The following is a 16,613-nucleotide window of genomic DNA, read 5'->3' as shown; positions in this document are numbered from 1 at the left end:
GCCGATCCGTCTCGTCCTCCTGGCATGGAGATGAGGATCGCCGTCGCGGGCGGCACGGGACTGGTCGGCGCGATGGTCGTCGAGGAGGTACGACGCACGGGCGCGACTCCCGTCGTGATCGCCCGGTCGCGGGGCGTGGACCTGACGACGGGTGCCGGCCTGGCGGCGGCGCTCGACGGCGTCGACGCCGTGATCGACACGAGCAACGTCGAGACGATGAGCGCGAAGCGGTCCGTCGCCTTCTTCGAGGCGGCGACCGGGCACCTGCTCGCCGCGGGCGCCGCCGCCGGGGTGCGCCACCACGTCGCCCTGTCGATCGTCGGCTGTGACCGGGTCGACCTGCCCTACTACCTCGGCAAGCGCCGCCAGGAGGACCTGGTCGCGGCCGGGCCGCTGCCCTGGACCGTGCTGCGCGCGACCCAGTTCCACGAGTTCGCCGGGCAGGTCATCGACCGCAGCCCGCGACCGATCGCGCTCGGGCTCCGGATGCGCACCCAGCCGATCGCCGCCCGCGAGGTCGCCGTCGAGCTCGTCGCGGCCGCCGTCGACCGGCCGGCCGGGCTGCTGCCCGACCTCGCCGGACCGCGACCGGAGGCGATGGACGACATGGTGCGCCGGGTGCTCCGCGCCCGCGGATCACGACGACTCCTCGTCCCGGTGCCCATGGCGGGCCGCGCCGGACGCCAGGCCGCCGCGGGCGGCCTGCTGCCGGGCGAGGGCGCGACGCTGGGTCGGCAGACCTTCGAGGAGTGGCTCGCCGGTGCCTGACGTCCGGGAGGGCCTCGCCGAGGAGTACGACGCGCTCCGCCCCCGCCTGGTGCGCGTCGCCTACGCCATCCTCGGCAGTCGCGCCGAGGCCGAGGACGTCGTCGCCGACTGCTGGCCCCGGCTGGTCGAGGCCGACGCCCGCGAACCGGTCCGCGACCTCACCGGCTGGCTGACGGTCGCGGCCGCGCGCGCCGCCACCGACGTGCTGCGCTCGGCGCGGGTGCGCCGCGAGGAATACGTCGGACCGTGGCTGCCCGAGCCCTATGTCGACCTCGCGCCGGACCCGGCGGACCGGGTCACGCTCGACGAGACCGTCAGCTACGCCCTCGCCGTCGTCCTCGAGTCGCTCTCGCCGGCCGAGCGGACCGCCTGGGTGCTGCACGACGTCTTCGGCATGGGCTTCGCCGAGGTCGCCGCCGTCGTCGGCCGCACCCCGGCCGCCGTGCGCCAGCTCGCCTCCCGTGCCCGCGCCCACCTCGCCACCCAGCCCGCCCGGTTCGAGGTCGACCGGAGTGCGCACGAGGCGGTCCTCGGGCGCTTCCTCGCGGCCGCGGCCGGCGGCGACCTCGACGCCCTCGTCGCCACCCTCGACCCCGAGGTCGTCGTCACCTCCGACGGCGGTGGCGCGGTCAGCGCGGCCCGTCGCCCGGTGCACGGGGCCGAGCGGTCGGCGCGCTTCCTCGCCGGCCTCGTGGCCAAGTACGCCGGCCAGGTCGAGATCGAGCTGCTCGGCGTCAACGGCGCGCCCGCGATCGGGCTGCGCGAGAGCGGCGTGCTGACCTCGCTGATCGTGCTCACCGTCGCCGGCGACCGGGCCACCCGCGTCGACATCCTGCGGGCCCCGGCGAAGCTGGCGGCCGCGGGCTACCGCTCCGCCGGGCCCGGCAGCGGATCCGCGGCCACGGGAGTGCCGGAGGGCGCGAGCCGGCGGTCGGCGTACCGGAAGCCCGCGAGGAGCGCGGTGAACAGCGCGGTGATCGCGACGCAGACCACGACCACCGCGCCCCAGCCCTCCTCGCGGAAGTCGAGGAAGGGATAGGGCACCCACCGGGTCGCCGCCGCCACGGCGAGGGTCACGGCGAGCCAGGCCACGGGCCAGCCGAACGCGACCGCGGTCGCGCGGCCGTTGACGCGCGGGCGCGGGCCGAAGGCGAACCAGCCGACGACGGCGACGAGCGGCACCGCCATGTGGAGCATCTTGTCGGCGAGCCAGTCGGCGCCGTGCAGGTCGAGCAGGGGACGGAGCAGCAGGAAGTGGACCAGCCCGGTCACGGTGATGCCGACCGTCGCCGCCAGACGCAGCGCCCGGAAGGCCGGGCCGTCGCGGAGCGGGTCACGGGCCAGCAGGGTGGTCGCGACGGCCACCAGGAGGTTGCTCTGGATGGTGAAGTACGCGACGAACCGGGACAGCCGCAGCCCGACGCCGGGCGGCTCGGCCTCGTCGAGCACCCGGCCGCCCTGGAGCACCAGGACGAGTTGCAGGACGAGCGCGGCGATCGTGACTGCCGCGGTCAGGGTGTGCCAGCCGCGGGCGCCGCGCATCAGACCTCCTCGGGGTCGGTCGGGGTGAGCAGCCGCTGGATCGCGTCGCCGTAGGTCGCGATCACCACCTCGGGGTCGGCCGCGGTGAGGATCGGGTCCCGCTGCAGGAGGAGCAGGTCGAGCAGGCCGGCGAGCTGGGCGACGGCCAGCGCCACCCGCAGCTCCGGGTCCGGCCCGGCCAGGCGCGGGGCCAGGGGAGCGACGTAGGTCTCGGCCGTGTGCCGGTTCATCTCCTCGCGCACCTGGTCGTGGTGCGCGGCCTGGGCCAGCGCGACGTAGCGCTGGCGGACCACGGACCGCGCGGGATCCAGGAAGTAGGCCACCAGGCGCCGCCCGACGCTCTCCAGCGGCCCGTCGAGGACCGAGCCGATGCCGAGGGAGGTGTCGACGGTGCGCAGGAACAGGGCCTCCTTGGACCCGAAGTGGCGGATGACCAGAGCGGGGTCGACCCCCGCCTCCGCGGCGATGCCACGCACGGACGCTCCGTCGAAGCCGCGTTCGGCGAACAGCGTCCGCGCGGCGCCCTCGATCGCGGAGCGGGTCGCCAGGCCCGCCGGCCGGAGCCGGCTCGCGCCGGGGGAGGGGTGCGTCACACCGCAACCGTAGGGCATGGCCGTGCTCGGTCAACGGTGTTGACACAGGGACGTCAACGCCGTTGACTCAGCGGTCGTGACAGCGTCCTCCTCCGCGCCGGCCACCGGCGTCACCGGCACCTCGGGTGCGGGCACGCCCGGCTCGCCCCTCCTCACCGTGGCCGTCCTGTGCCTCGGCGGCCTCGTCGCCTCCCTCACCCAGACCATGGTCATCCCGATCCAGGGGGAGCTCGGCCGGCTGCTCCACACCTCCGAGGCCAACGCCTCCTGGGTGGTCACGGCAACCCTGGTCGCCGGCGCGGTCGCGATGCCCATCTCCGGTCGGCTCGGCGACCTCTACGGCAAGCAGCGGGTCCTCGTCGTCAGCGCGCTGCTGCTGGTGCTCGGCTCGCTCGTCTGCGCGCTCAGCAGCACCCTGGTCCCGATGCTCGCCGGGCGCCTGCTCCAGGGCTTCGCGATGGGCTTCATCCCCGTCGGCATCGCCCTGCTGCGCGAGGTCACCCCGCCGCGGGTCACCCCGACCGCGATGGCCGCGATGAGCGCGACCCTCGGCGTCGGTGGCGCGATCGGCCTGCCGCTCTCGGCGTGGATCGTCGAGGACTTCAGCTGGCACACGCTCTTCTGGGTCTCGACCGGGCTCGCCGCCGTCGTCGCCGCGGCCGTCGTGGTGCTGGTCCCGCACGTGCGCGACGCCACGCCCGGGCGCTTCGACGCGGTCGGCGCCGCGGGCCTGGCCGTCGGCCTGGTCGCCGTGCTGGTCGCCGTCTCCAAGGGCAACGAGTGGGGCTGGGCCCACGGCCGCACCCTCGGACTGCTGATCGCGGGCGTGCTCGTGCTCCTCGCCTGGGGCAGCTACGAGCTGCGCGTCGCCGACCCGCTGTGCGACCTGAGGGTCTCGGCGCGCCGCCCGGTCCTGCTCACCAACGTCGCGGCGATCGCCATCGGCTTCGGCATGATGGCCCAGGCGATCGTCGTACCCCGCCTGCTGCAGTCGCCCGCCGCGACCGGCTACGGCCTCGGGCAGACCCTGCTCGAGACCGGACTGTGGATGGCGCCGGGCGGGCTGGTGATGATGGTCTTCTCGCCGGTCTCGGGCCGGCTCATCCGGGTCGTCGGCGCCCGGGTGACGCTGATGGTCGGGGGTGCCGTCCTCGGCCTCGGCTACGTCTTCGCGCTCTTCCTCACCGACGCTCCCTGGCAGCTCATGGTCGCCAGCTGCATCACCTCGGCCGGCGTCGGCATCGGGTACGCCGCCATGCCCACCCTCATCCTGGAGTCGGTGCCGTTGGCGGAGGCCGGCTCGGCGGTCGGCGTCAACGGGCTGATGCGCTCGATCGGGACCAGCGCCTCCGCCGCCGTCATGGCGGCGATCCTGACCGCCTCGACCATCGACGTCGGCGGCTACGCGCTGCCGACCGAGGACGCCTTCGCGGTGTGCTTCGGCGTGGGCGCGGCGGCCGCGTTCCTGGGCGTCCTGCTCGCCGCCCTCGTGCCGCGGCGGCGGGCGTAGGCCGCGCCTGCCGCGCGCGGAGGGCGTCGTGGACGGCTCCGGAACCTCTCCGGGACCGGATCGTTGATCGGATGGACGAGGTGTCGCGGTGACTGGGGGGTTCCGCCCGGCCTCGTGGCGGCCCCGGGGCCAGCGCCCCGGGGCCGCGTCGTGTCCGCCGGCGAGGAGCGGCGCGCGGCTCGGTAGGCAAGGATGGGCGCGTGTCCGGCCCGCTCATCCCCTCCGACCCGACGGCCGATGCCGTGCGGCGCGCCGCCCTGCGCCGGATGCGCACCGTCGCGGTGTCCCTGCTCCTGCTCGCCGCCGCGGTCTACGTCGCCACCCTCGGTGAGGACGGTGCCTGGGGGTTCGTCAACGCCGGCGCGGAGGCGTCCATGGTGGGCGCGATTGCCGACTGGTTCGCCGTGACCGCGCTGTTCAAGCATCCGCTCGGGCTGCCGATCCCGCACACCGCGCTGGTGCCCAAGCGCAAGGACGACCTCGGCAAGGGACTCGAGCAGTTCGTGGGGGAGAACTTCCTCCAGGAGGACATCATCCGCGAGCGGGTCCTGGGCGTGCAGATCTCCCGGCGGGTCGCGGACTGGCTCGCCGTCCCCGCCAACGCCGAGCGCGTGGTGACCGAGGGGTCCGAGCTCGCCGCGCTCGCGCTCGGCAAGGTCCGCGACGACCACATCGAGGCGCTGGTGACCGAGGCGCTCGTGCCCCGGTTCCGCGAGGAGCCGATCGCGCCACTGCTCGGCGGGCTGCTCGCCGAGGCGATCCGCGACGACCTGCACCACGGCCTGGTCGACCTCATGCTCGAGGAGATGCACGGCTGGCTGGTCGCCAACCCCGACACCGTCCACGAGGTCCTGGGGGAGCGCGCGCCCTGGTGGGCGCCGGACTCGGTCAACACCTACGTCATCAACCGGCTCCACCTGGAGATGGTGCGCTGGCTCTCCGAGATCCGGGAGAACCCCGAGCACCGGGCGCGGCGGGCACTCGACTCGATGCTCGACCAGCTGGCCGAGGACCTGCTCACCAACCCGGCCACCCAGGAGCGCGCCGAACGGCTCAAGGACCGCGTGCTCGACCATCCCGCCGTCATCGCCAGCGCGATCTCGCTGTGGCAGGCGCTGCGCAAGGCGCTGCTGCCCTCGCTCGGCGACCCCCACGGCGCCGTACGCCGCCGGCTGCTGGTCGAGATCGAGGGCGCGTCCGCCCGCCTCCGCTCCGATGCCGCCCTCCGGGAGCGCCTCGACGGCCTCGCCGCCGATGCCGCGGTCTTCGCCGTCGACCGGTACGGCGCCGAGCTCACCGCCGTCATCACCCACACCATCGAGCGCTGGGACGGCAAGGAGGCCGCACGCCGCATCGAGCTCCACGTCGGCCGCGACCTGCAGTTCATCCGGATCAACGGCACCATCGTCGGCGGCCTGGTCGGCGTGCTCATCCACACGATCTCGGTGATGCTGCACTGACCGCTGCGATAGTCCCTGCTCAAAAGCACCGGATTCCCACGCGATTCGGTGCTTTTGAGCAGGGACTATCCTCAGCGGGTGGGTGAGCCGATGGACGTCCCGATCCGCGACGAGTCGATCCGGCTCGGCCAGTTCCTCAAGCTCGCCAACCTGGTCGAGTCCGGTGCCGAGGCGAAGCCGGTGATCGCCGACGGCCTGGTCCGGGTCAACGGCGAGGTCGAGACCCGCCGGGGCCGCCAGCTGGTCCTCGGTGACGTGGTGGAGCTGCAGGGTCAGGCCGCCCGGGTGTCCGACGAGGACGTCCCGGACAACCTGCCCTGGTAGTCAAGGGCCGAGCGCGTCGCCGATCGAGGGCGGCGGACGGACCCTTCGGGCCCGCCCTTGCCCTCGATGCGCTGCGCGCGGGCGCCGCGCTGCCGGCCACGCGGTCGAGGCCGACAGTACCTCCGTTCACTCGGCGGCAAGACCCGCCTCGGCGGAGGTCAGATCACTTCACCTCGAGCAGGTCGACGACGAAGATCAGGGACTCGCCGGGCTTGATGACGCCGCCGGCGCCGCGGTCGCCGTACCCGAGGTGCGGCGGGATGACGAGCTGGCGGCGACCGCCGACCTTCATCCCCTGCACGCCGGTGTCCCAGCCCTGGATGACCTGGCCCACGCCGAGGCGGAACTGGAGGGGCGTGCCCCGGTTGTAGGACGCGTCGAACTCCTCGCCGCTGGACAGGGCCACGCCGACGTAGTGGACCGACACGGTGCTGCCGGCGGTCGCCTCCGCGCCGTCGCCGACGGTGAGGTCGGTGATGACGAGGTCGGTGGGCGGGGTGGGGTCGACGAAGTCGATCTCGGGCTTCTCGCTCATCCCGTCAGCCTAACGGGGGGTCCGGGCCGCCTCCCGCGGTGTGCTCCCCGGGCCGATCACGAGTGTCCCGGCGATGGGGTTACGACGCCCCGCGGCGGGTTAGGCTGCCCTCCAGCGTCCCAGCCGGTGGGTGGATGGGGCATGGGACGGTCTCGGGGGTTCGAGCGGTGCGGGTCAGTGTGACGGGTGCCGAGTCCTGGTCGTCGCCGGGGCGCGCGACCCGCCTGGTGCATGCGGCGGGCACCCACCCCGGACGGGTCCGCAGCGTCAACGAGGACTCCTCGCTGGTCGCGCCGCCGGTGTTCCTCGTCGCCGACGGCATGGGCGGCTACGCCCGGGGCGACGTCGCGAGCCGGCTGGTCGTCGAGTCGTTCGAGTCGCTGGCCACGCTCCACGAGGTGCAGCCAGCGGACGTCGAGGCGGCGATCGCCACCGCGCAGCACCGGGTCGCGTCGCTGGCCGCGGAGTTCAGCTCCGCGCCGGGTTCGACGCTGGTGACGGCGGCCTACGTCCTGGAGGACGGTCACGGCTACTGGCTGCTCGCCAACATCGGCGACTCGCGGGCCTACACGTACGCCGACGGCGTCCTCGAGCAGATCTCCACCGACCACTCGGTGGTGCAGGAGCTGATCGACGCCGGGCGCCTCACCCGCGACCAGGCGCTCGGTCACCCCGAGCGGCACGTGATCACCCGCGCGATCGGCGCGCTGACCCGCTCGGAGGCCGACTTCGCGCTGGTGCCGGCCGAGCCCGGCTCACGGCTGCTGCTGTGCTCCGACGGCCTGACCTCGGAGCTGTCGGACACCGCGATCCTGCACATCCTCTCCGAGGGCAGGTCGCCCGACCTCACCGTGCACACCCTCGTCGACGCCGCGGTGGCCGCGGGCGGTCACGACAACGTCACGGTGGTGCTCGTGGACGTCGTCGCCGAAGGGGCGTCGGCGCCGGCCTCGGAGAACACCGAGCCCTGCCCGCGGGGGGTCGGATGAGCCGCGTCCCGACCACCTCGACCTACCACGCCGGAGAGCTCGCGACCCTCGTCGCCACCGAGGGCGTCGTGGTCACCACGCCCGACCGGATCGCCGAGGTCGTGACGCTGCTCGACCGCGACCTCGAGGCGCCCACGATCGTCGAGGTGCTCTCGCGCGGCGACCTGCGTGCCCTCCCCGAGTTCGCGGCCGTCCGGGTCGACGGCGCCGAGGCCCGGATCCTCATCCGCGGCGGGCTCGTCGTCCGCGTCGACGGGTTCGCGGTCGACGGTCGCGACGCCACGATGTGGACCGAGGCCTCCGCGACCCTGGGTCCCGGCGCGGTCGTCGAGATCGCCCCGCTCGGTGCGCCGCCGACCGGACCCGCGCTGCCGCTCACCACCGGCGTGGTGCGCAGCGCCGGGGTGACCTGGCGTCCCGCCGTGCGCCCCACCAGCGCACCCGCGAGCCCGGCCGCGGCGCCGCCGAGCCCGGCCACCCCGTCGGCGGCCTCGCCGCCGGTCGCCCCGGTCACGCCGACGGCCCAGCCCGCGGCGTACCCCGCATCGGAGTACACCGTCGTCCGCGGCAGCCGCCCCACCCCGCCGGCCCCACCAGGTCCACCCGCGCCGACCTCCGCGCCCGTCACCGCCGCGCCCTCGAACCCGGCGCCGCCGGCGCCCCCGCCCTCGACCCCGCCGTCGACCCCGCCGTCGACCCCGGCACCGTCGACCCCGCCACCGAGCTGGTCTCCACCGGCCGGCGGCCCCGTGGTCGAGACCGCGGAGCACGACGGTCGCACCATCACCCCCGCGCAGCTGCAGGCGCTGCGCGCCGCCTCGGCCGCCCAGCCGGCCCCGCCGCCGCCCGTGCTGCCCGAGCGGCCGGTCGTCGCGCTGGCGCTCTCGACCGGCCGCACGGTCCCCGTACGACGCCGGGTGCTCATCGGTCGCAGCCCGCGCATCCAGCAGGTGGGCGGCAGCCAGAACCTGCCCGCGCTGGTCACGCTGGACGACCCGTACGTCTCCAGCACGCACCTGGAGGTCGCCGCGGAGGGCACCCGGGTCACCGTGACCGACCGCTCGACGAACGGCACCCTCCTGGCCCGCCAGGGCCGGGTGCCGGTGCCGCTGGACCGGGGCGTCGCGACGGAGGTCGCGATCGGCGACGTCCTGACGCTCTCCAAGGGGCTGACGGCGACGGTGGTGCACGCACCGGAGGACGCCTGAGATGACGATGCACGCCCCGCAGATCCCCGGTTTCGCCTTCGTCGACCTCGTCGGCGAGGGCGGCTTCGCCGACGTCTTCCGCTACCAGCAGGAGCTGCCCACCCGGCAGGTCGCGATCAAGGTCCTGCGCAGCGGCAGCGACGCCGCGTCCATCGAGCTGTTCCGGGCCGAGGCCAACGTGATGGCCCAGCTGTCCAACCACCCCTCCATCGTGCCCATCTACCAGGCCGGGGTGAGCTCCGACGGCCGCGCATTCCTGGTGATGGAGTACTGCCCGCCCCCGCACGTGGCCCAGCGCTACCGGACCCAGCCGCTGTCGGTCGGCGAGGTGCTCGACATCGGCGTGAAGATCGCCAGCGCCGTCGAGACGGCGCACCGGGCGGGGATCCTGCACCGCGACATCAAGCCGCACAACATCCTGACCAGCACCTTCGGCGTCCCGCTCCTCACCGACTTCGGCATCGCCTCGGTGGTGGGGGAGACGGGCGCGGGCGCGCAGGGCCTGTCGATCCCGTGGTCGCCCCCGGAGTCGTTGAGCGCCGACAGCCACGACGTGCGCAGCGACGTCTACTCGCTCGCGGCGACCCTCTACTCGCTGCTCATCGGCCACCCGCCCTTCGAGCGGCGCGACGCGCCCAACGACAACGCCAGCCTGATGACCCGGATCGAGCGGGGCCAGCTCACCCCGCTGCGGCGACCGGACGTCCCCGCCTCGCTGGTCGACGTCCTGCGGCGGTCGATGTCGGTGGAGATCGACAAGCGCCCGGTGTCCGCGATGGTGCTCGGCCGGCAGCTCCAGGACGTCCAGATCGAGCTGCGCCAGTCCCCGACCCGGCTCGAGGTCATGGACGCCTCGCCGTCGGCCCTGGGGGCCGAGCATCCCAACGACGCGCGCACGCTGGTGCGCCCGGTCTCGGTCATCATCCCGGCCGCGGTCCAGGAGCGACCGGGTCAGCTCGGTCCCGAGCAGGGCGAGCACCTGTCCGGTCACGGCACCGGCGGGCCCGGGAGCACCGGTGGCCGCGGCGCGACCGGCGGCTCGGCGGGTCGCCGCGGACCGCGCCGTCCCGCCCCGCAGCGCTCCGAGGAGCGCCGCCGCGGCGTCGCGGCCCGGATCGGCATCGGCGTGGTCGCGGCCGCGCTGGTCGGTGCCGTGGGATACGCCCTCGTGGCCGGAGCCGCCGGCGACGACGGCTCGAAGGAGGGCCCGCTGCGGGGCGAGGATCCGCCGGACCCGGTCGAGCTGATCGACGTGCCGCCGGCACCGGTCGTCTCGAAGTCCGACAAGGGCGGTCGGGTCACCTTCACCTGGACCCAGGAGGATCCGCGTGACGGCGACGAGTTCAAGGTCCTGCTGACCGGCGACGGGGCCCAGCAGACCGAGCCGGAGTACACCGACGCCACCAGCAAGACGCTCCGGGTCGAGCGCGGCGCGACGGTGTGCATCCAGGTGGTGCTGTCCCGGGCGGGCAGCCCGCCGTCCGCTCCCTCCGACCAGATCTGCGCGGTGGGCTGATGAGCACGTTCCGCAGGTGGCGCAGGACGGCGTCCGCGACGGCGCTCGCCGTCGGTCTGGGCGTGCTGGTGGTGCTGGCCTACCAGCACGACGGCAAGCCGTTCACCGAGGTGGAGCTCAACGACGGCGGCGTGTGGGTCACCAACCGCGACCTGGGCCTCGTCGCGCGGTTGAACCCGCAGATCAAGGAGCTCGACCTGGGGGTCGACTCCGGCAGCGTCGACTTCGACATCTTCCAGCGCGCGACGAGCCTGTACGTCGACGACGCCTCCGCTGAGCGTGCGGTCAAGCAGGTCGACATCCCGCGAGCCGCCGCGCTCGACCCGACCAGCCTGCCGACCGGCGCGGTCGTCGCCAACGGCGGCTCGACCTTCGCCGTCGTCGACCCCGTGTCGGGCAAGGCCTGGGTCCGCACGGCCGAGCGCTTCCGCGGCTTCTCGGTGAAGAGCACCCCTCCCGACCTGAAGGGCGCCCTGCAGGCCGCGGTCGGCACCGACGGCCGTGCGTACGTGCTCGGGCGCGACGGCAAGGTCACGACCGTGGGCATCGACGAGACCGGTGTCGCCGTCCCGGGCGACGAGCTCGAGCTCGGTGAGGACGTCGGCACCGACCCCGCGATGGTCGAGATGACCGTCGTCGGCACCACGCCCGTGCTCTACAACCGCAACAGCCTCGAGCTGAGCCGGCCGGGCGCCGACCCGGTGGTCGTCGAGACCTCCGACCCGTCGCGGCTCCGGCTGCAGCAGCCGTCGGCGGGGAGCGACGAGATCTACGTCGCGACGGTGGAGGGTCTCCTGGTCACGTCCGTCGACGGCGGAGACCTCGAGGACGCGGGTCGGGGGGAGGTGTCCGGGTCGCCCGCCGCGCCCGTCCAGATGGCGACGGGCTGCGTGTACGCCGCCTGGTCCGACCCGCAGTCCCCGCACAACTACCTGCGCGACTGTCCCGGCACCGCCGACGACGACACCTCGCCGATCCCCGGGATGCAGGAGGGGGCCGAGCTCCGGTTCCGCGTCAACCGCGACGTCGTCGTCCTCAACGACACCCGCACCGGCGACAGCTGGCTGGTCCAGGACCCCGGCAAGGCCAAGATCGACAACTGGCCCGCCGTCGACCCGCAGAACCAGAACAAGTCGAAGCTCAAGGAGACGACCGAGGAGGTTCCCGACCAGGAGAACCGCCCGCCGGTGCCGCAGGACGACGACCTCGGCGCGCGCCCCGGTCGCTCGACGGTGCTGCCCGTCGTCGCCCTCAACGACCACGATCCCGACGGCGACATCATCAGCATCGTCAAGACCCAGCACGTGAGCGGTCCGGAGCTCGAGGTCAGGATCGTCGGCGGCGGCACCCAGCTCCAGGTCGCGGTCCCCGCCGACGCCACGGGCCTGTCGACGTTCTACTACTACGTCACCGACGGCCGGGTGAACGAGGAGGTCCGCGCCGAGGTCCGCCTGCAGATCCGCACCGACGCCGACAACAACAGCCGTCCCCAGCGGATGGACGACCGTGACCCGCGGCTGAAGGTCGCCAAGGGCGCCTCCGCCAGCTACTACCTGCTCGCCGACTTCTACGACATGGACGGCGACGACCTCACCCTGAGCGACGCCACGGCGCCCGGCGGTGAGGTCGAGTTCCGGCCCGACGGCACGATCACCTTCTCCGACACGGGTGCGGGCTCGCCGGTCAGCGAGATCGAGTACACCATCGACGACGGTGTCGACAGCTTCGTCGGCAAGCTCCCCGTCGACATCCTGGGCGACACCGCGCCCCCCGAGCTGATCCCTGACCTCACCTCGGGCGTCGCGGGCACGCAGGTCGTGGTCCAGCCGCTCACCAACGACCGCAACCCCGAGGGCACCGACCTCACGCTCAAGAGCGTGCGGGTCGACGGTGACGACGCGGGCACCAAGATCTCCAAGGACCTGGAGTCGGGCACCTTCACGTTCTTCGCCACCAAGGCGAAGAGCTACTACCTGGAGTACACCGCCTACAACTCCTCGGCGACCGAGTCGTCCTTCATCCGGCTCGACATCGAGTCGCCGCCCAAGGACAACCGCCCGCCGGTCGCCGTACGCGACAAGGCCGTGATCACCCCCGGCGGCACCGCGCAGGTCGACCTGCTGCTCAACGACCTCGACCCCGACGGCGACGTCCTCGTCGTCAAGCGCGTCGGCCGGCCGTCGATCCCGGGCGTCAAGGTGTCGGTCGTCGACAAGCGACTCGCGGTGATCAGCTCCGCCACCGACATCGTCGGACAGCAGGCGACGGTCGAGTACGTCGTGTCCGACGGCCGGAGCTCCGCGCTGGGCCAGCTCGTGATCTCCCAGCGGCGCTCCACCCAGGAGAACCGGCACCCGGTCGCCAACAAGGACCAGGTGACGGTCCGGGCCGGCTCGGTCACCACCATCCCGGTCCTCGCCAACGACTCCGACCCCGACGGCGGGAAGCCGCGCCTGTTCCAGTCCGATCTCGACCCGCAGGGGCTCGACATCTGGGTGGCGGGCGACACCCTGCGACTGCGGGCACCCGACGAGCCCGGCACCTACTCGGCCATCTACGGCGTCCGCGACGCCGACGGGCTCAAGGCCACCGCCGAGGTGAGCGTCTACGTCGTCGCCGACTCGGCGAAGAACAACCACCCGCCCCTGCCGCAGCCGATCATCGACCGGGTGATCGCCGGGCGTCCCAAGGTGATCTCGGTCGACCTCGTCGGGGCCGACCCCGACGGCGACTCGGTGACCTTCCGGAGCATCCTCACCGCGCCGTCCTTCGGCCGGGTGCTCGACACCGGCGTCGACTGGATCCGCTACGAGGCGTTCGAGGACAAGACCGGCACCGACTTCTTCCAGATCCTGGTGCAGGACAAGTACGGCGCCACGGGGGTGGCCGAGGTGCGCGTCGGCGTCGTACCCGAGGAGACGGAGAACCAGCCACCCGTCGCCCTCGACGACAGCGTCCTCGTGCAGCCCGACCGCACCATCTCCTACAACGTCCTCACCAACGACGTCGACCCCGACGACGACCCGCTGCGCATCGAGCAGCTCAACAGCACGACCCCGGCGGAGCACAAGAACGGCTTCATCGAGCTCGAGGTCGGCAGCGCGCCGGACACCGGCGCGCAGGCGACCAACATCGGCTACACCATCCAGGACGCCGCGGGCGCCGAGGACAACGCGGTGCTCAAGGTGTCGGCGAGCAAGGACGCCCCGTTCTACGCCCCGATCGCGCGTGACGACGTCGCCGACCTGAGCGACATCATCGGCAAGGAGCCCGGCGCCACCGTCGAGGTCTCCGTCCTCGACAACGACCTCGACTTCGACGGAGCGAAGGCGGACCTGCGGGTGACCGCCTGCGACGCGGGGAAGCGGGGGAGCTGCGAGGTGGTCGGCGAGTCCGCCGTCCGGGTCCGACTCAAGGCCGAGGACCAGGTCGTCCTCTACAGCCTCGACGACGCCGACGAGGAGTCCACCGGCACCTTCGGCGTCATCTACGTCACCGGCACCGACAACGTCCCGCCGCAGCTGACGACCGACGAGTCCCGGATCCCCGTCGAGGCGGTCGCGGGGGAGCCGGTGGTGTTCGACCTCACGGACCTCGTCGTCACCCGCGCGGGCCGTGAGCCGCAGATCGCCCCCGACTCCCTCGCCACCGCCGTCAACGGAGCGGTGGAGGCCGTGCCCGACGAGCCCACCTCGCTGGAGTTCACGCCCGCGCGCAACCACGTCGGCCCCGCCTCGGTGACGGTCAAGGTCAGCGACGGCCGCACGGCCGCGGAGGATGCCGCCCTCACCTCGCTGCTCACGATCCCGATCGACGTGAAGCCGTCGGGCAACGTCGCCCCCGTCATGCGCAACGCCGCGGTCGACGTCACGGTCGACGGCGACGCCGCGGAGGTGGACCTGGCCGGCCTCACCCGCGACGCCAACCCCGACGACCTGGCCACGATGACGTGGACGGTGAAGTCCGCCGACCAGGGTCTGGACGCCCGGGTCGGCACCGACAGCAGCATCCTGTCGATCAAGGCGGGCGGCGGCCCCAAGGACGGCGAGACCCTGGCCGTCCACGTGATCGCCGACGACGGCCACGGCGGGCAGGCGGAGGCGACGGTGAGCGCCCTGATCGTCGACAGCGACCGGCCCCTGCTCCAGGTCCCCCCGATCACGGTCCCCGCCACCAAGGGCAAGTCGATGGCGGTCGACCTCTCCGACTATGCCGTGAACCCCTATCCCGGGGAGCCGATCAAGGCCAGCAACGCCCGGTTCGAGGGCAGCGGCCTCTCCAAGCTGGAGACCGACGGCTCCGTCGTCTCGTTCACGCCGACGGCGACGGGGACCTCCACGATCAGGGTGACGGTCGCCGATGCGTCGGGCGACCGCGCGCGCCAGATCACCGCCCGCATCACCGTCGAGGTGGTCGACGTGCCCGGTGCGCCGCAACGGCCGACCCTCTCGTCGGTGGAGGCCTCCTCCGCGGTGCTGACCTGGCGCGAGCCCGACGCCAACGGCGCCGTCATCGACCAGTACGAGGTCCGCGGCTCGCAGGGCTTCCGCCAGACCTGTACGGCGACCACCTGCCGCCTGGTCGACCTCACGCCGGGCAAGGCCTACACCTTCACCGTGCTCGCCCACAACAGCGAGGGCTGGGGCGAGGAGAGCCCGCCGTCGGAGGAGATCATCCCCAACAAGGCTCCCGACCTGATGACGCCGCCCGTCATCGTCAACGAGTCCAAGCCGACCGGGAGCCGGATGGACCGGCAGCTCACCCTGCGCTGGACCCCGCCCACCAACGAGGGCTCCCCGATCACGGCGTACGAGATCAAGGAGGCCGGCGGCAGCCGCACCCTGCAGGCACCGGGCAACGCGACGTCGATGGTCGTCACCGGCCTGACCAACGGCACGCCCTACGCCTTCCAGATCCGGGCGGTCAACGACGTCGAGCCGCGCCGTCAGTTCTCCGGCGCCTCCAAGGCGGTCGCGCCGTTCGGCGTCCCGATGCGCTCGGGCGCGCCGCCGCAGCTCACGGCCAGCGAGGACAGTCCCTACAACCAGCAGCCCTGGGTGCGGATCGACTGGTCGAAGTGGTCGGACTCGCAGAGCAACGGCAACGCGGTCAGCAGCTACGTGATCACGTGCAACGGCTGCGCCCGGTCGCAGTACGTCGTCGACGCCTCCACGTCCTCCAAGACCTTCGACCCGGCCGACGGCATCCGCAAGGGCGAGGTCTTCACCTTCACCGTGGCGGCGACCAACGACGCGGGCACCAGCGACCGCAGCCCGAGCGTCTCGGGGCGGCCGTGGACGAAGGCCGGTCCGGTGCGCAACCTGCGCGAGATCGGCGACTCGCCCTCCGACAAGACCGCGACGCTCGCCTGGGAGCCGCCCGCCGACGACGGCGGCCTCGCGATCCGCCACTACGTGGTCCAGTCGAACGACGGGCTGTCGACGACGGTGAACGCGGCCCCCACCGGCGGGGCGAACTTCACCTTCCCGACCAACGGCAGCCACGAGGTGAAGGTCTGGGCCGTCGCCTACAACGGCAACGACGCCGTACCCGGTCAGTCGAGCTCGGTGTCCAACGTCGACACCTGGGGCAAGCCCGGCATCCCCGAGGTCGACAACCTCAGAAGCAGCGAGTACTACTACGTCATCTTGGACATCGAGCGCGGGGTCGCCAACGGCCGCAACGTCACGGGGGTGCAGTACAGCCTCGACGGGTCGCATTGGGAGGACAAGTCCCGGTTCCAGCAGCGGGTCGACCAGGGGGACACGCCGATCACCATCCGGGCCCGCACCGTCTCGGACGCACCGGACGACGCCCGCCGCTTCAGCGACGTCACGACGTTCACCGGCATCTCGCGGGAGCGCGAGCTCGGGATCACCCTGAACTGCTCGAGCGACGCCGCCGACGCGTCCTGCGTGGTGCGGGTCACCGGTGCCGGGTTCATCGACGCCGGCCACACCGTGCGGGTCAGCCTCAACGGGCTGAGCGTCGTCAACGCCGACAACTGCCCGAGCTTCGACTCCACCGAGTCCGGCTCGTTCAACTTCATCGCCGGGGGCAAGACCAACTGCCGCGTCACCGGTCGCGGCTACGCCACGGTGACCGCCGGGGGCATCAGCCGCAACACGCCGGCGCGCTGACCCGAACGCCACGAACCGTCCCACGAAC

The 16,613-nt window shown here is 73.2% G+C and carries 11 protein-coding genes and 1 pseudogene; 9 read left to right on the top strand and 3 right to left on the bottom strand.

Features of this window, described 5'->3' with window-relative positions:
- Window positions 1–24: 24 nt before the first annotated feature.
- A complete protein-coding gene (locus ACPZVR_RS05415) occupies window positions 25–768 on the top strand; it encodes an SDR family oxidoreductase (RefSeq protein WP_436698547.1) in 744 nt (247 codons plus the stop codon).
- Complete coding sequence (gene sigJ, locus ACPZVR_RS05410) at window positions 761–1,807, top strand: RNA polymerase sigma factor SigJ (protein WP_436698546.1); 1,047 nt, start codon at window positions 761–763, stop codon at window positions 1,805–1,807. Before ACPZVR_RS05415 ends, sigJ begins: the two co-directional genes overlap by 8 nt.
- Here sigJ and ACPZVR_RS05405 read toward each other — a convergent pair.
- A pseudogene (locus tag ACPZVR_RS05405) lies at window positions 1,783–2,310 on the bottom strand (Pr6Pr family membrane protein); the annotation flags it as partial. The gene sigJ and the pseudogene ACPZVR_RS05405 overlap by 25 nt on opposite strands.
- On the bottom strand, window positions 2,310–2,903 hold the full coding sequence (locus tag ACPZVR_RS05400) for a TetR/AcrR family transcriptional regulator (protein WP_436698545.1): 594 nt from the start codon (window positions 2,901–2,903) through the stop codon (window positions 2,310–2,312). The pseudogene ACPZVR_RS05405 and the gene ACPZVR_RS05400, both read right to left, overlap by 1 nt.
- Before the next feature lie 76 nt (window positions 2,904–2,979).
- On the opposite strand from ACPZVR_RS05400, the gene ACPZVR_RS05395 reads away from it, so the two are divergent.
- The 3 genes from ACPZVR_RS05395 (at window position 2,980) to ACPZVR_RS05385 (ending at window position 6,197) form a co-directional block, all read left to right on the top strand.
- Window positions 2,980–4,413 (top strand): MFS transporter, encoded by a 1,434-nt coding sequence (locus ACPZVR_RS05395; RefSeq protein WP_436698544.1) that lies wholly within the window; start codon window positions 2,980–2,982, stop codon window positions 4,411–4,413.
- A 200-nt stretch (window positions 4,414–4,613) separates the two neighbouring features.
- Entirely contained in the window at window positions 4,614–5,873 is a 1,260-nt protein-coding gene (locus ACPZVR_RS05390) for a DUF445 domain-containing protein (protein WP_436698543.1), read from the top strand.
- A 90-nt stretch (window positions 5,874–5,963) separates the two neighbouring features.
- Window positions 5,964–6,197: an RNA-binding S4 domain-containing protein gene (locus ACPZVR_RS05385; RefSeq protein ID WP_282404673.1), complete on the top strand. Its 234-nt coding sequence runs from the start codon at window positions 5,964–5,966 to the stop codon at window positions 6,195–6,197.
- 163 nt (window positions 6,198–6,360) lie between these two features.
- Here ACPZVR_RS05385 and ACPZVR_RS05380 read toward each other — a convergent pair whose 3' ends face one another.
- Window positions 6,361–6,732, bottom strand: a complete 372-nt coding sequence (locus ACPZVR_RS05380; protein ID WP_436698542.1) for an FKBP-type peptidyl-prolyl cis-trans isomerase — start codon at window positions 6,730–6,732, stop codon at window positions 6,361–6,363.
- Window positions 6,733–6,899: 167 nt separating this feature from the next.
- On the opposite strand from ACPZVR_RS05380, the gene ACPZVR_RS05375 reads away from it, so the two are divergent.
- The 4 genes from ACPZVR_RS05375 to ACPZVR_RS05360 are packed head-to-tail and all read left to right on the top strand — an operon-like array spanning window position 6,900 to window position 16,585.
- Window positions 6,900–7,721: a protein phosphatase 2C domain-containing protein gene (locus ACPZVR_RS05375; protein ID WP_436698541.1), complete on the top strand. Its 822-nt coding sequence runs from the start codon at window positions 6,900–6,902 to the stop codon at window positions 7,719–7,721.
- Window positions 7,718–8,929 carry an FHA domain-containing protein gene (locus tag ACPZVR_RS05370; RefSeq protein WP_436698540.1) on the top strand — a complete coding sequence of 404 codons (1,212 nt, stop codon included), beginning with the start codon at window positions 7,718–7,720 and terminating at the stop codon, window positions 8,927–8,929. The genes ACPZVR_RS05375 and ACPZVR_RS05370 overlap by 4 nt, the downstream gene beginning before the upstream one ends.
- A gap of 1 nt (window position 8,930) precedes the next feature.
- Window positions 8,931–10,445: a serine/threonine-protein kinase gene (locus tag ACPZVR_RS05365; protein ID WP_436698539.1), complete on the top strand. Its 1,515-nt coding sequence runs from the start codon at window positions 8,931–8,933 to the stop codon at window positions 10,443–10,445.
- A complete protein-coding gene (locus ACPZVR_RS05360) occupies window positions 10,445–16,585 on the top strand; it encodes an Ig-like domain-containing protein (RefSeq protein WP_436698538.1) in 6,141 nt (2,046 codons plus the stop codon). Before ACPZVR_RS05365 ends, ACPZVR_RS05360 begins: the two co-directional genes overlap by 1 nt.
- The last annotated feature ends 28 nt before the right edge of the window (window positions 16,586–16,613 follow it).

The organism is Nocardioides segetis (assembly GCF_051390595.1).
Classification (GTDB): Bacteria; Actinomycetota; Actinomycetes; order Propionibacteriales; family Nocardioidaceae; genus Nocardioides.
Note: the sequence above shows the minus strand (reverse complement) of the source record. Positions and strands in the feature narration are given on the sequence as shown.

What these genes read in the sequence shown, in the direction of transcription:
- ACPZVR_RS05415 (WP_436698547.1), top strand. Translation starts at nt 25, where the DNA reads ATGGAGATGAGGATCGCCGTCGCGGGCGGCACGGGACTGGTCGGCGCG.
- ACPZVR_RS05385 (WP_282404673.1), top strand. Translation starts at nt 5,964, where the DNA reads ATGGACGTCCCGATCCGCGACGAGTCGATCCGGCTCGGCCAGTTCCTC.
- ACPZVR_RS05380 (WP_436698542.1), bottom strand. Translation starts at nt 6,732, where the DNA reads ATGAGCGAGAAGCCCGAGATCGACTTCGTCGACCCCACCCCGCCCACC.
- ACPZVR_RS05370 (WP_436698540.1), top strand. Translation starts at nt 7,718, where the DNA reads ATGAGCCGCGTCCCGACCACCTCGACCTACCACGCCGGAGAGCTCGCG.
- ACPZVR_RS05365 (WP_436698539.1), top strand. Translation starts at nt 8,931, where the DNA reads ATGACGATGCACGCCCCGCAGATCCCCGGTTTCGCCTTCGTCGACCTC.
- ACPZVR_RS05360 (WP_436698538.1), top strand. Translation starts at nt 10,445, where the DNA reads ATGAGCACGTTCCGCAGGTGGCGCAGGACGGCGTCCGCGACGGCGCTC.